The organism is Streptomyces sp. ATCC 21386, assembly GCF_018728545.1.
Taxonomy (GTDB): Bacteria; Actinomycetota; Actinomycetes; order Streptomycetales; family Streptomycetaceae; genus Streptomyces.
Genome location: NZ_JAAVVL010000001.1, coordinates 9,686,016 through 9,700,772 on the forward strand (window position 1 = coordinate 9,686,016; position 14,757 = coordinate 9,700,772).

A 14,757-nucleotide genomic window follows, 5' to 3' on the forward strand; every position below is an offset into this window, starting at 1 on the left:
GGGGTATGAGTCTGCGTCTGAGCACCGTGATCCTGCCGTACCTCCGCTGGCACGAGGGCGGCCGTGACATGTGGCAGCGGGCCGAGCAGCTCGGGTTCCACACCGCCTTCACGTACGACCACCTGTCCTGGCGCACCTTCCGGGACGGGCCGTGGTTCGGCGCCGTGCCCACCCTGACCGCGGCGGCCGCCATCACCGACCGCATCCGCCTCGGCACGCTCGTGACCTCGCCGAACTTCCGGCACCCGGTCACCCTCGCCAAGGAACTCATCTCCCTCGACGACATCTCCGGCGGCCGGATGACCCTGGGCGTCGGCGCGGGCGGAACCGGCTTCGACGCCACCGCGCTCGGCCAGGAACCGTGGACACCGCGAGAGCGCGCCGACCGCCTCGCCGAGTTCGTCCCCCTGCTCGACCGCCTGCTCACCGAGGACTCGGTCTCGTACGAGGGCGACCACTACTCGGCGCACGAGGCACGCAACATCCCCGGCTGCGTCCAGCGGCCCCGGCTGCCCTTCGCGGTGGCCGCCACCGGGCCGCGCGGAATGCGGCTGGCCGCCCGGTACGGGCAGGCCTGGGTGACCACCGGGGACCCGAAGCTGTTCGAGACGGGCACACCCGCACAGTCGGTTCACGCCATTCGTGGGCAGGTCGAGAAGCTGGCCGACACGGCCGCCGCGGTCGGCCGCGACGCGTCCCGGCTCGACAAGATCCTCCTCACCGGTTTCACCCCGGACCGAAGCCGCCCCCTGGAGTCGCTCGACGCCTTCGTGGACTTCGCGGGCCGCCACGCCGAGCTGGGCTTCACCGACCTCGTGATCCACTGGCCGATCCCGGACTCGGACTTCGCCGCCGACGAGAAGGTCTTCGAGCGGATCGCCATGGAGGCCCCGGCCCAGCTGGGGTGACCGCTCTCCCGGAGCCGTCGCGGCCGAGCCGCGTACCGCAGTCGGCACACCCGTGAGAACGGCGTCGGCAACAGGTCGGGCAGCGAGGCGGCCAGGGCCCTTGATCACTCAGTTGTGCGGGGCCCGCACGGCCGTGCGCGCATATGCGCGACAATGGGGCCCGTGACCTCAGCGACGAGACAGCCCGAGACCCCGGCCCCGACCGTCCCGCTCCGGCTGATAGCCACGGACCTCGACGGCACCCTGCTCCGCGACGACAAGTCGGTCTCCCCCCGCACCGTCGCCGCCCTCGCGGCCGCCGAGGAAGCGGGCGTCGAGGTCTTCTTCGTCACCGGGCGCCCGGCCCGCTGGATGGACGTCGTCAGCGAGCACGTGCACGGCCACGGCCTGGCGATCTGCGGAAACGGCGCCGCCGTGGTCGACCTGCACGGCGGCCCCGGCACCCACAGCTTCGTCAAGGTCCGCGAGCTGGCCCGCGAGAACGCGCTCGACGCCGTACGGCTGCTGCGCGAGGCCGCGCCGGGCACGGTGTACGCGGTCGAGCAGACGTACGGCTTCAACCAGGAGCCCGAGTACCCGAAGCTCCACATGGAGATCCCCGACACCCTGGCGCCTGCCGAGAAGCTGCTGGCCCCGGGTGGTGTGGCTGATCACGAGCCGGTGCTGAAGATCCTCGCCTACCACCCGTCGATCGACCCCGACGACTTCCTCGCCACCGCGCGCATCGCCGTCGGCGACCGTGCCACCATCACCCGCTCCAGCCCCAGCGCCCTGCTGGAGATCAGCGGTCCGGGCGTCTCCAAGGCCAGCACCCTCGCCCTGTGCTGCGCCGAGCGCGGTATCTCCCACGAGGAGGTCGTCGCCTTCGGGGACATGCCGAACGACGTCGAGATGCTCACCTGGGCCGGCCAGTCCTACGCCATGGGCAACGCGCACCCGGACGTCCTCGCGGCGGCCTCCGGCCGGACGGTGGCCAACAACGAGGACGGGGTGGCGGTAGTGATCGAGCGCCTGCTGGCGGAGCGGCTGTAGCCCAGGCCCGGCGCAGCGCCCGCCTACAACGTCACCCCGCGCTTCCGCAGCCACGGCACGGGATCCACCCCCGAGCCCAGCTCCGGGGTGACCCGTACCTCGAAGTGCAGGTGGGGTCCCGTGGAGTTGCCGGTGGTGCCCGACTGGCCGATCCACTGGCCCGGTCCCACACGGTCCCCCTGATCGACGGTGACGGCGGCGAGGTGCGCGTACTGCGTGAAGTAGCCGCCCGCGTGCTCGACGACGATCTCGATGCCGAAGGCGCCCCCGCACGACACCTTCACCACGCGGCCCGCACCGACCGCCCGTACCGGCGTACCGATCGGCACCGCGAAGTCCTGACCGGTGTGCTGACTGGCCCAGCGTTCACCACCGCTGCCGTAGCCCGCGGAGAGTTCGTACGTGGCCACCGGAGCCACCCACCTGCTCCGCGGCTTGCCGTCCGGTTGCTCCAGGCGGACGGCTCCCCGGCAGGCACCGGCCGCGACCGCCTCGTCGGCCTGGCCCTGAAGCGTCCATTGCGCCTCTTCGAGCTTCTGCTCGATCGTCTTCTTGATCCCGGCGAGCCCGGTCCTCCACTCCTCCAGTGCCTGCCACGCCTTGGTCGCCTCGGCCTCGTCCGCGGCCAGCCGCGTCTCCGCGCGACGGCTCTTGGCCACCGCGTTGTTGACGGCCAGATCGGCCTGCCAGACCGCCCGCCGGCCTCGCATCAGCTCTTCGGTGTCCTTCGCGAACAACATCTGCGCGGTGTACGGCACCCCGCCACCCTCGCGGTACTGGGCGCGCGCGATGCGGCCGAGATCGGCGTTGAGCACGGCGATCTGCTTCCGCTCCCGGGTGAGGAGCTTCTCCAGTCGCTCCGTCCGCGCCCTCTGCGCCTCCGCCGCCTGCCGGCCCGCCTCGTACCGCTGGGTGGCCACTGCCGCCTCCCCGAACAGCCTCGCCACCCGGACGCTGATGCCCTCCTTCGCGGACGCTCCCGAGGCCCCGCCGGACCCGCCGCGATCGCCGTCGGCCGCCGCAGGCCGGGCCGCGACGGTGACCGAGGCGCACAGCACCAGGGCGACAAGCAGCGAGTGTCGGCGAGAGAAGCGCATAGCAGCGATCGTGGACCTGACCCGCGCCGCAGTCCTGTTCGAGTCGTACGGCCGGGGGACACTCAGCCCCGTACGGGCCAAGCGACTGAGCCGAACAGGGGCCGGACAGCGGGGCGTTCGGCGCGGCCCCTTGCAACCCGGGCACACCCGTGCCGAACGCGGGCCTGATCAGCAGATCATCGGCGACCGGCGGGGCGGCGGCGCGACCGGCGAAACGGGCCCGGCGGCCAGGGATCGGCCGACTGGGACCGGCAGCCAGGGCACCCACGAGACGCTCAGACCGCGGCCAGCAGCTCCCCCGCCGCCTCCCGTTCCACCATCTCCCGCAAGGGGCCTTCCGCCAGGGCCAGTTCCGCGTAGGTCCCGCGCTGCACGACGCGCCCCGCCGCCAGGACGACGACTTCGTCCACCGCTTCGAGGCCGGCCAGCCGATGGGTGATCAGCAGGGTCGTACGACCCTCGGTCGCGGCCAGCAGATCCGCGGTGAGCGCGTCGGCCGTCGGCAGGTCCAGGTGCTCCGCCGGCTCGTCGAGAACGAGGACCGGGAAATCGGCCAGGAGCGCGCGGGCGAGCGCGAGCCGCTGACGCTGGCCGCCCGACAGCCGCGCCCCGTGTTCGCCGATCAAGGTGTCGAGCCCGTCCGGCAGTTCGTCCGCCCAGTCGAGCAGCCGAGCCCGCGCGAGTGCGTCCCGCAACTCCGCCTCACCGGCGTCCTTGCGGGCGAGCAGCAGGTTCTCCCGCACCGAACTGTCGAAGAGGTGCGCGTCCTGGGCACACAACCCCACGAGCCGCCGTACGGCGTCCCCGTCGAGCGTGCGCGCGTCCACACCGCCCAGCGTGTAGGTCCCCTCGCACGCGTCCAGGAACCGCAACAGCACCTGCGCGAGCGTCGTCTTGCCCGCCCCCGAGACGCCGACCACGGCGATCCTGCGGCCCTCTTCGAGGGTGAGGTCCAGCGCGGTGAGCACGTTCCGGTCCTGCCCGGCGTACCGCGCGCCGAGCCCTTCGAGCCGCAGCGGGAACGGCGACACCGGCGCCTCGGCCGACTCCTCCGGTTCGCGGACCGGGTCGGGAGTGTCCAGCACCTCGTACACGCGCTCCGCGCTCCTGCGCACCCGCTGGCGGAACTGGACGGCGAGCGGCATTCCCAGCACCGCCTCGAACGCGGCCAGCGGGGTGAGCACGACGACGGCCATGGCCACTCCGCTCAGCCGTCCGTCGACCACCGCCTGGGCGCCGAAGAGCGCGGTCGCGGCGACGGTGAGTCCGGAGACGAGCGCAGTGAGCCCGTCGCCGAGCGCGGTGGCCGTGGCGGCCCGGGAGGCGATCCTGGTGAGCACCCGGTCGGCCCGGCGTGCCTCTGCCGTACGCGCGGGCAGGGCGCCCGCGACCGCCAACTCGGCGGTGCCGGTGAGCAGATCGGCCACGCGCGTGGCCAGCACCCCACGGGCCGGCGCCAGCCGGTACTCCGCCCGTCGCGCCACGGCCCCGGTCACGAGGGGCACCCCGGCACCGGCTGCGAGCAGACCGACGGCCAGCGCGGCTCCCGCCTCGGGCAGCAGCCAGGCGGTGAAACCGACGGAGGCGGCGGAGACGGTCACCGCCGCCCCGGCGGGCAGCAGCCAGCGCACCCAGTAGTCCTGGAGCGCGTCGACGTCGGCGACCAGCCGTGAGAGCAGGTCGCCCCGGCGGATCGTGCGCAGTCCTGCGGGTGCCAGTCGTTCGAGCCGTCGGTAGACGGCCACCCGTGTGTCGGCCAGCATCCGCAGCACGGCGTCGTGCGACACCAGCCGCTCGGTGTACCGGAACACCGCCCGTCCGATCCCGAACGCCCTCGTCGCTGTCACCGCGACCATCAGATACAGCACCGGAGGTTGCTGCGAGGCCCGCGAGATCAGCCATCCGGAGGTCGCCATCAGCCCGACCGCACTGCCCAGCGCGAGACTGCCGAGCAGTAGCGCCAGAGTGAGCCGGCCCCGTCGCGGTCCGGCCATCCGACGGACCCGGCTCAGCACGCCTCCGCGCCGCTCCAGCGGCAAGTCTTCCCCGGCTGTCGACTCCGGTGCCTCCTGCCGTTCCGACCGAGGGGAGGCGGCCGGCACCCGGTCGCTCTCGGCGGACGGTGCCGCCCCGCGCCCGGTGGCCTCCTCCAGCCGCACCACCCGGTCCGCCACCCCCAGCAGGGCCGGACGGTGAACCACCAACAGCACGGTCCGGCCCACGGCCAGCCGCCGCACCGCCTCCACGACCTCCGCCTCGGTCTCCCCGTCCAACGAGGCTGTCGGCTCGTCGAGAAGCAGCACGGGGCGGTCGGCGACGAACGCCCGGGCGAGAGCGAGGCGCTGTCGCTGTCCGGCGGAGAGTCCGACGCCGTCCTCACCGAGAACCGTGTCGGCCCCGGCGGGCAGGGCGTCCACGAAATCGAGGGCTCCCGCGTCGGCGAGAGCCCGTCGTATCGCCGTGTCGTCCGCGTCCGGACGGGCCAGCCGTACGTTCTCCGCGATCGACCCTGCGTACAGATGCGGCCGCTGCGGCACCCAGGCCACCTGCGATCGCCATGCGTCCAGGTCGAGCGAGGCGAGGTCGGCTCCCCCGATCCTCACCCCGCCGGAGGTGACCTCCGTGAACCCCAACAGGACACTCAGCAGGGTCGACTTGCCCACGCCACTCGGTCCGACGAGGGCCGCCGTCTCACCGGGGGCCACGGTGAAGGTGACGTCGGAGACGGCGTCGTACGACCGGCCGGGATAGCGGACGGTCACCCCGTCGAAGCGGAGTTCACTCACGGGCGGCACTGCCCCGGTTCCGGACGCCGGTACCGGGGTCTCCAGGACCTCGAAGATCTCCTCGGCGGCCGCGAGCCCCTCGGCGGCCGCATGGAACTGGGCACCCACCTGCCGGACGGGCAGATACGCCTCGGGAGCCAGGACGAGGATGACCAATCCGATGTACAGGTCCATCTCACCGTGCACGAGCCGCATGCCGATGGTGACCGCGACCAGGGCCACCGAGATCGTCGCGAGCAGCTCCAGCGCGAAGGACGACAGAAAGGCGATCCGCAGCGTCCGCATGGTCGCCCGGCGGTACTCACCGGTGATCCGCTTGATCGACTCGGCCTGGGCCTTGGCCCGGCCGAACACCTTCAGCGTCGGCAGCCCGGCCACCACATCCAGGAAGTGCCCCGACAGCTGTGACAGCAGCCGCCACTGACGGTCCATCTGAGAGCGGGTGGCCCAGCCGATGAGCACCATGAAGAGAGGGATCAGCGGCAAGGTGCCGACGATGATCGCCGCCGACACCCAGTCCTCGGTGACGATTCGCGCGAGGACCGCGACGGGCACGACGACCGCGAGGCCCAACTGCGGCAGGTAACGCGAGAAGTAGTCGTCGAGCGCGTCGACCCCACGGGTGGCGAGGGCGACCAGTGAGCCGGTGCGCTGCCCGCTCAGCCAACCGGGCCCCAGCGCGGTCGCCCGTTCCAGCAGCCGGCCCCGCAGCTCCGACTTCACCGCCGCACTCGCACGGTGAGCGGCCAGTTCGGTCAGCCAGGAGACCAGAGCCCGGCCAAGCGCCACCGCGACCAGGAGCAGCAGGGGAGTGCGGAGTGCGGAGACCGGCATCCCATGCTGGAAGGCCCCGACCACCACTTCGGCGATGAGCATGGCCTGCGCGATGACGAGCGCGGCTCCCGCAACACCCAGTCCGACGACGACCACCAGGAAGAAGCGAGTGGCACGCGCGTACCGCAGCAGTCGTGGGTCGATCGGTTTCACGTGAAACACCCTCTTCTCAGCAGGCATGTTTCACGTGAAACATGCCTCTTCGGCCTGGAGGGGTGTGTTTCACGTGAAACATCGCCAAACACACCCCTCACCGCGACTCAGTGCACCGACTCGGCGATGTGCTGCGTACCGATCCGCTTGCGGAACACCCAGTAGGTCCACCCCTGATAGAGCATGACCACCGGTGTGGCGATGGCCGCGCACCAGGTCATGATCTTCAGGGTGTACGGGCTGGACGAGGCGTTGGTGACGGTGAGGCTCCAGTCCTCGTTCAGCGAGGACGGCATGACGTTCGGGAAGAGCGTCAGGAAGAGCATCGCGACGGCGGCCACGATGGTGACCCCCGACAGGGCGAATGCCCAGCCCTCGCGCCCCGCCCGAACCGCCGCCAGCGCCACCACCAGTGCGGCCACGGCCACGACCGCAGCGACCAGTGAAGCACCGTCACCCTTCTCGAGCTGAGTCCAGAGCAGGAAGAGCAGCGCCACTCCGGCCGTCACGGCACCCACCCGCAGTGCCAGGGTGCGCGCCCGCTCACGGATGTCCCCGACCGTCTTGAGGCCGACGAACACCGTTCCGTGGAAGGTGAACAGGGTCAGCGTGACCAGTCCGCCCAGCAGGGCGTACGGGTTGAGCAGGTCGGTGAGACCGCCCACGTACTCGAAGTCGCGGTCGATCTTCACCCCGCGCACGATGTTGGCGAAGGCCACGCCCCACAGGAAGGCGGGGAGCAGCGAGGTCCAGAAGATCGCTGTCTCCCAGTTGCGCTGCCACTTCTCCTCGGGCCGCTTCACCCGGTACTCGAACGCCACACCGCGGACGATCAGGCAGACCAGGATGAGCAGCAGCGGCAGATAGAAGCCGGAGAAGAGGGTCGCGTACCACTCGGGGAAGGCGGCGAAGGTCGCGCCGCCCGCGGAGAGCAGCCAGACCTCGTTGCCGTCCCAGACGGGTCCGATGGTGTTGATGAGGACCCGCTTCTCCGGACGGTTCCGGGCCAGCAGTTTGGTGAGGACACCGACCCCGAAGTCGAAGCCCTCCAGAAAGAAGTAGCCGATCCACAGGACGGCGATGAGGACGAACCAGACGTCGTGAAGTTCCATGACTGTGCTCCCTTGGCCCGGTGCGGCCTAGTACGAGAAGGCCATCGGCTTGTCGGCGTCACGGGAGTCGCCGCCGATCTTCGTGGGCGGGTTGAGGTCGGCCTCCGTCAGCTCGGGCGGCCCAGCCTTGACGTACTTCACGAGCAGCTTGACCTCGACGACGGCGAGGATCGCGTACAGCGCGGTGAAGACGATCATCGAGGTGATGACCTCACCCTGGGAGACACCGGGGGAGACCGCGTCCTCGGTGCGCAGCACGCCGTAGACGACCCAGGGCTGACGGCCCATCTCGGTGAAGATCCAGCCCCAGGAGCTGGCGATCAGCGGGAAGCCCAGGGTCAGGACCGCGATGCGCCAGTACCACTTGGTGAGCGTCGGACCGAGGGCCTTCTTCGGCAGCAGTACGAGATGCGGCACCTCGTCGTCGCCGACCCGCAGATGCTGCGGCAGCAGGAACTTCCGCCGGGTGAGCCAGAGGCCGACCGCGCCGATCGCGACGGACGCCATGCCGAAGCCGATCATCCAGCGGAAACCCCAGTAGGCGACGGGGATGTTGGGCCGGTAGTCACCGGGCCCGAACTTCTCCTGCTCGGACTTGTTGACGTCGTTGATGCCCGGGACGTACGAGTCGAAGTCGTCGTTGGCGAGGAAGGACAGCAGGCCGGGGATCTCGATGGCCACCTTGTTGTGGCCCTCGTCGACGTCTCCGTAGGCGAAGACGGAGAACGGCGCGGGCGCCTCGCCGTCCCACAGGGCCTCGGCGGCCGCCATCTTCATCGGTTGCTGCTTGAACATGACCTTGCCGAGGAGGTCGCCGCTGATGGCGGTGAGCATGCCGGCGATCACTACGGTGACCAGACCGAGGCGCAGCGAGGTCTTCATCATCGGGATGTGCTTCTTGCGGGCCAGGTGGAAGGCGGCGATGCCGACCATGAAGGCTCCGCCGGCGAGGAAGGCCGCCGCGAGGGTGTGGAAGACCTGGGTGAGCGCGGTGTTCTGGGTCAGGACGAGCCAGAAGTCGGTGAGCTCGGCCCGGCCCTTCGCCTCGTTGATCCGGTAGCCGACCGGGTGCTGCATCCAGGAGTTGGCCGCGAGGATGAAGTACGCCGACAGGATCGTGCCTATGGAGACCATCCAGATGCAGGCCAGATGGATCTTCTGCGGGAGCTTGTCCCAGCCGAAGATCCACAGGCCGATGAAGGTGGACTCGAAGAAGAAGGCGATCAGCGCCTCGAAGGCGAGCGGAGCTCCGAAGACATCACCGACGAAGCGGGAGTAGTCGGACCAGTTCATACCGAACTGGAACTCCTGGACGATGCCGGTGACGACACCCATCGCGATGTTGATCAGGAACAGCTTGCCCCAGAACTTGGTGGCCTGGAGGTACTTCTCCTTCCCTGAGCGCACCCAGGCGGTCTGCAGGCCCGCGGTCAGCGCGGCGAGCGAGATCGTCAGGGGGACGAAGAGGAAGTGGTAGACGGTCGTGATGCCGAACTGCCATCGCGCCAGAGTCTCCGGCGCCAGAGCGAGATCCACGTCTTCTCCTTACATGCCGTGGCACTGCGGCAGCCTGTCCCGATGACACACATCTCAGGACAACCAGGACGCGCTTGTGAACGCGTTCACATTCACAAGCAATTATGACGCATACGCGTTCGGGCCTCGACGGGCGGGGGGTCCCTAAGCCTGGACCGATCGACCTATGGCGCAAACAGGCACGTCAGCCCATAGGAAAAGGGGCCGGGGAAACCCCCGGCCCCTCGCCACGGAAGAGCATCGACAATCTAGAGCTCCTTGCGGAACTCTTCCGTCACCCTGAGGAAGATGTCGTTCGCCTCGGTCTCGCCGATCGTCACGCGCACACCCTCGCCCGGGAACGGCCGCACCACGACACCGGCCTGCTCACACGCACCGGCGAACTCGACGGTTCGCTCCCCCAGCCGCAGCCACACGAAGTTCGCCTGCGTCTCCGGCACCGTCCACCCCTGGCCGCGCAGCGCCTCGACCACCCGGTTCCGCTCACAGACCAGCGAACCGACCCGGCCCAGCAGCTCGTCCTCGGCGCGCAGCGAGGCGACGGCGGCGTCCTGTGCGAGCTGGCTCACACCGAACGGCACGGCCGTCTTCCGCAGCGCGGCCGCCACCGGCTCGTGAGCGATCGCGAACCCCACGCGGAGCCCCGCGAGCCCGTACGCCTTCGAGAAGGTGCGCAACACGCAGACGTTCGACCGCTCGCGGTAGAACTCGACGCCGTCCGGAACCTCGACATCCCGTACGAACTCGCGGTATGCCTCATCCAGCACCACCAGCACATCACCGGGCACCCGGTCGAGGAACCGCTCCAACTCGGCACGGCGGACCGCCGTGCCTGTCGGATTGTTCGGGTTGCAGACGAAAATCAGCCGGGTCCGGTCGGTGATCGCGTCCGCCATCGCGTCCAGGTCGTGAACATCGCCCGGCGTCAGGGGCACCTGCACGGACGTGGCCCCGCTGATCTGGGTGATGATCGGATACGCCTCGAACGACCGCCAGGCGTAGATCACCTCGTCGCCCGGCCCCGAGGTCGCCTGCACCAGCTGCTGGGCCACACCGACCGAGCCGGTGCCTGTGGCGAGATCCGTGACCGGCACCCCGAAGCGGTCCGCGAGCTCGCTCATGAGCCCCGTGCACGCCATGTCCGGGTACCGGTTGAAGGACGCGGCCGACCCCGTCACGCTCTCCAGCACGCCGGGCAGCGGCGGATACGGGTTCTCGTTGGAGGACAGCTTGTACGCCACCGGGCCGCCCGCCGCGGCCGGCTTGCCGGGCTTGTAGGTGGGAATCCCCTCCAGCTCGGCTCGCAGCTTGGGGCTTGTCTCGCTCACCGCAGTCCTCCTCATCGACTCAATGCTTCTCACCTTATGAGGATTCGGCGCCCCTGCGAATGGCCTGTGGACAACCACGTCCGTAGCGGCGTCCGTACCGTGCCCACGCCTCCGCCGCCACACCCGCCCCAGGGGCATCAGCGCACGAAGGTGTACGAATCAGGGGGCGCGTCCCTTGTGGACGCGCGCGCCGGTGGCTCACGCCGTAGCGCGCATCACCCGTCCAGGTGAGTTGAGACCTCTTCGAAACATCAGCTACTTGGCAGGCCCATGCGCGTCGACAAGTCACGTCCTGACATCTGAGCTCTCAACTCCCTTGCAATGCAAGGGAATTACCCCTTTATGACCTTGCAGAAACGTGCCTGTCAACGAGTGCATATGCGTCCGCACTACCCCACCGCATGAGCCCTACTATCGGCTCGCCATGACAGCAGCAGGGAAGCACCAGGTGAGCCGCGCGGAAACTCCCCGCCGAGGCAGCCGGTCTGGCCGGGCGGGCATCCGGGATGTGGCCGCCGCCGCCGGAGTCTCCATCACGACCGTTTCCGACGCCCTCAACGGCAAGGGCCGGCTCCCGGACGCCACCCGACGCCATGTACGCGAGGTCGCCGACCGACTTGGCTACCGCCCCTCGGCGGCCGCCCGAACCCTCAGAACCGGCAAGTCGGGCCTCATCGGCCTGACCGTGACCACCTACGGGGATGAACCTTTCACCTTCACCGAGTTCGCGTACTTCGCGGAAATGGCGCGGGCAGCCACCTCGGCCGCGCTGGCCCGGGGCTACGCCCTGGTGATCCTCCCCGCGACCTCGCGACACGACGTGTGGTCGAACGTCGCCCTGGACGGCACCGTGGTCATCGACCCCTCCGACCACGACCCGGTCGTCAGCGAACTGGTCCGCCAGGGATTACCGGTGGTCTCCGACGGCCGGCCGGCCGGCACGCTGCCGGTCACCGCGTGGGTCGACAACGACCACGAGGCCGCCGTCCTCGGCATCCTCGACCACCTGGCCGACGCGGGCGCCCGCCGGATCGGACTCCTCACCGGCACCTCGACGGACACGTACACCCACCTCTCCACCACCGCGTACCTGCGCTGGTGCGAGCGCGTGGGCCAGGATCCCGTCTACGAGTCCTATCCGGCGCACGATCCGTGCGCCGGAGCCGTCGCGGCCGACCGACTGCTGGCCCGCCCGGACCGCCCGGACGCGGTCTACGGCCTCTTCGACCCGAACGGCACCGATCTGCTCGCCGCGGCCCGGCGTTACGGTCTGCGCGTCCCCGACGACCTGCTGCTCGTCTGCTGCAGCGAGTCCTCCGTGTACGCGTCCACCGAGCCGCCGATCACCACGCTGTCGCTGAAGCCGCGTCGGATCGGCACGGCCGTGGTCCAGCTCCTCATCGACGCGATCGAGGGGGTCGAATCGGACCAGCCGGTCGAGCAGGTGATACCGACGGAGCTGATCGTGCGGACCTCGTCCGAGCGGCGTCCACCGCGTACGACGGTCAGCCCGCCACGATCACCTGAAGCGGGTTGACGTCCCACTTGCGGATCCGAACGGGAATCGGGCGGGGTGAGCCCCGCCCAATTCGGGAGAAAACCGCGGTGAACTGGGGCCCTGCGCCATTTCACCACCCCTGGGTCATCACACGGCGCGATCCGCATTCCTATGATGGGCGCACACACCGCGGACCGTCGCGACCAGGCAGTCCGATGCGGTGCAGATGCGGGCGATGGTGGTGGAGGGGTCGATGACGCAGGGGGCCGGTCAGGGACCCGAGGTGCGGACGCCGACGGTGCGCGATTTCCGCGTGCCCGCGTACGTCCACGAGGCCGGTCCGTACGGACACTCCGCGGAGCCCGGCGAAGCCGCCGGGCCCGCCGGGGATCCCGAGGGCTACCCCGAGGGATACACCCCGACCCAGCGAGACCTTCCGGTGATCAACCGGGGCGACACCCTCCAGGTCGTGATCGACCCGGAGGCCGCGGCAGCCGAGCCGTCCTCCGTCCGGCCGAGCCCGCTCTTCGTCGTGGGGGACGTCCACGGCTACCTGGACGAGCTCCTCGCCGCGCTCCGCGAGAAGGGCCTCGTCGACGCCGCGGGCAACTGGTCGGCGGGCACCGCCCGGCTCTGGTTCCTCGGCGACTTCACCGACCGGGGTCCGGACGGCATCGGCGTCATCGACCTCGTGATGCGCCTGTCCGCCGAGGCCGCCGCGGCCGGCGGCTACTGCAAGGCACTCATGGGCAACCACGAGCTGCTGCTGCTGGGCGCCAAGCGGTTCGGCGACACCCCCGTCAACTCCGGAGCGGGCACGGCCACCTTCCAGGCCGCCTGGCTCCTCAACGGCGGCCAGAAGACCGACATGGACCGCCTCCAGGACCACCACCTCCAGTGGATGGCCCGTCTGGACGCCATGGAGGAGGTCGACGGCCACCTTCTGGTGCACTCCGACACCACCGCCTACCGCGACTACGGCGACTCCATCGAGGCGGTCAACGACACCATCCGCGAGACGATCACGCGCAACGACGCGGACGAGGTCTGGGACCTCTTCCGCAAGTTCACCCGCCGCTTCGCCTTCCGGGACGAGGGCGGCGCCGACGCCGTGCGCTCGCTGCTCGAAACCTACGGCGGCACCCGCATCGTCCACGGTCACAGCCCGATTCCCTACCTCCTGGGAGAGGTCGGCTCGGAGGACGGCGAGGACGGCGCGGGCCCCTCGGTCGACGGACCGTACACCTATGCGGACGGTCTGGCCGTCGCCATGGACGGCGGTGTCACCATGGCCGGAAAGCTGCTGGTCCAGGAACTTCCCCTGCCTACCTGAGCCGTCAGCGGGCAGGCGTTCCCGGTCGGAAGACTTCGCTGGCCAGGTGCCAATTTCTTCAAACCCCCTGTCACCGCCTGCCGTCACCGCTCTACCATCGGCTTATCCGTAGCAGGCTCCCCTCCGTTTCTGCCCGACGGCTCGTCAGCATGCCGAGCCACAAGCCCTACGGAGCATCGGGGGATGCAGATGAACAGCGTTCCGCAGCACCTGCTCAGTGAGGACCGCCAGGAGTACGAGCGGATCCTCGGCGAGGCGCTGCGCTCCGCACCACACCGCCCGGAATTCGCCGCCGGTCTCCAGCGGCTCAACACCGAACAGCTGCGCACGATGGCCCTCAACGCCTCGGCGATCATCACGGCCGCCGCGGCAACCGAATACCAGTACTACGTCAAGGTCCGCGACGAGTTCCGCAGCCCTCCGTCGGCCGCCACGCCCGCCTCCGAGAGGACCGCGCCCGGCTCCAGCGAGCCGGACGGCTCCACGGTGAACCTCGCCGCCACCGTGGGCGAGGTCACGGAGGCGGCGGGGGCGGGCGCCGGTGCGGTCGCCGCAGTACTCGCTCCGGTCCTCGCCGGAACCGCGGCGGTGCTCTTCCTGCTCGTGGGGTACGTCATGAAGGTGCTCGACCCCGAGCGGGCGATCGCCGAGACCCTCCTCACCACGGGTTGGGTCTTCGGTGCGGTCACCGCGGCGGCGATCCTGGTGGCCGCGGTCGGCCTCCTGCTCACGGCCCTGCGCAACAACGCCACCGCGCTCCTCGACGACGGAGCGCGCAGCGAGCTGAACGAGGAGTTGACCCGGGCCAGGGAAGCCTGGCGCGAAGCCCTCCTGGAGCGCGGCATCCTGCCGTTCCTCCGCGACGCCCTCGCGAACCCGGGTCCTGCTCTGCTGCTGGAGCCGGACCGTCCGGCCCCGCCCAGCCGTATGCCGCATCTCGGCTACAACCGTCCGAGCTTCAGCAGCAGCCCGGACAGCGGCAGCTCCGGCTCCCGGCCCAGTTACAGCAGCCCGGACTTCTCCAGCCCGGACTTCGGCGGCCCGGAACACCAGCCGGACTGACAACAGGCCTCAGGCCACCGCCCACACCGCGGCAGCGGGCTCTCCCGGCAACGGCCGGAAGAGCACCGCTCGTCGCCC

General features: G+C 70.2%; 10 protein-coding genes. 5 read left to right on the forward strand and 5 right to left on the reverse strand.

Going from position 1 to position 14,757, the window contains the following annotated elements; genetic code table 11:
- Positions 1 to 5: 5 nt before the first annotated feature.
- Together GWK25_RS41715 and GWK25_RS41720 are read left to right on the forward strand one after the other, a co-directional pair.
- Positions 6 to 908, forward strand: a complete 903-nt coding sequence (locus tag GWK25_RS41715; RefSeq protein WP_215456872.1) for an LLM class flavin-dependent oxidoreductase — start codon at positions 6 to 8, stop codon at positions 906 to 908.
- 162 nt (positions 909 to 1,070) lie between these two features.
- The gene (locus tag GWK25_RS41720; RefSeq protein ID WP_215456874.1) at positions 1,071 to 1,940 is read left to right on the forward strand and encodes an HAD family hydrolase; all 870 of its coding nucleotides are present in this window, start codon (positions 1,071 to 1,073) and stop codon (positions 1,938 to 1,940) included.
- A 23-nt stretch (positions 1,941 to 1,963) separates the two neighbouring features.
- On the opposite strand, the gene GWK25_RS41725 is transcribed toward GWK25_RS41720, so the two are convergent.
- From GWK25_RS41725 to hisC, 5 genes are all read right to left on the reverse strand, one after another.
- Complete coding sequence (locus tag GWK25_RS41725; RefSeq protein ID WP_215456875.1) at positions 1,964 to 3,037, reverse strand: peptidoglycan DD-metalloendopeptidase family protein; 1,074 nt, start codon at positions 3,035 to 3,037, stop codon at positions 1,964 to 1,966.
- 275 nt (positions 3,038 to 3,312) lie between these two features.
- Complete coding sequence (cydD, locus tag GWK25_RS41730; RefSeq protein WP_215457942.1) at positions 3,313 to 6,819, reverse strand: thiol reductant ABC exporter subunit CydD; 3,507 nt, start codon at positions 6,817 to 6,819, stop codon at positions 3,313 to 3,315.
- A gap of 98 nt (positions 6,820 to 6,917) precedes the next feature.
- The gene (gene cydB / locus GWK25_RS41735; RefSeq protein ID WP_215456876.1) at positions 6,918 to 7,922 is read right to left on the reverse strand and encodes a cytochrome d ubiquinol oxidase subunit II; all 1,005 of its coding nucleotides are present in this window, start codon (positions 7,920 to 7,922) and stop codon (positions 6,918 to 6,920) included.
- 27 nt (positions 7,923 to 7,949) lie between these two features.
- Positions 7,950 to 9,458, reverse strand: coding sequence for a cytochrome ubiquinol oxidase subunit I (locus tag GWK25_RS41740; RefSeq protein ID WP_215456877.1), 1,509 nt, complete (start codon positions 9,456 to 9,458; stop codon positions 7,950 to 7,952).
- 248 nt (positions 9,459 to 9,706) lie between these two features.
- A complete protein-coding gene (hisC, locus tag GWK25_RS41745; protein WP_215456878.1) occupies positions 9,707 to 10,786 on the reverse strand; it encodes a histidinol-phosphate transaminase in 1,080 nt (359 codons plus the stop codon).
- 424 nt (positions 10,787 to 11,210) lie between these two features.
- On the opposite strand from hisC, the gene GWK25_RS41750 reads away from it, so the two are divergent.
- The 3 genes from GWK25_RS41750 to GWK25_RS41760 all read left to right on the forward strand — a co-directional run bounded on the left by GWK25_RS41750 (position 11,211) and on the right by GWK25_RS41760 (position 14,679).
- Entirely contained in the window at positions 11,211 to 12,323 is a 1,113-nt protein-coding gene (locus GWK25_RS41750; RefSeq protein ID WP_215456879.1) for a LacI family DNA-binding transcriptional regulator, read from the forward strand.
- Positions 12,324 to 12,537: 214 nt separating this feature from the next.
- Positions 12,538 to 13,617, forward strand: coding sequence for a metallophosphoesterase (locus GWK25_RS41755; RefSeq protein WP_215456880.1), 1,080 nt, complete (start codon positions 12,538 to 12,540; stop codon positions 13,615 to 13,617).
- 183 nt (positions 13,618 to 13,800) lie between these two features.
- On the forward strand, positions 13,801 to 14,679 hold the full coding sequence (locus GWK25_RS41760) for a hypothetical protein (protein WP_215456883.1): 879 nt from the start codon (positions 13,801 to 13,803) through the stop codon (positions 14,677 to 14,679).
- Positions 14,680 to 14,757 lie beyond the last annotated feature (78 nt).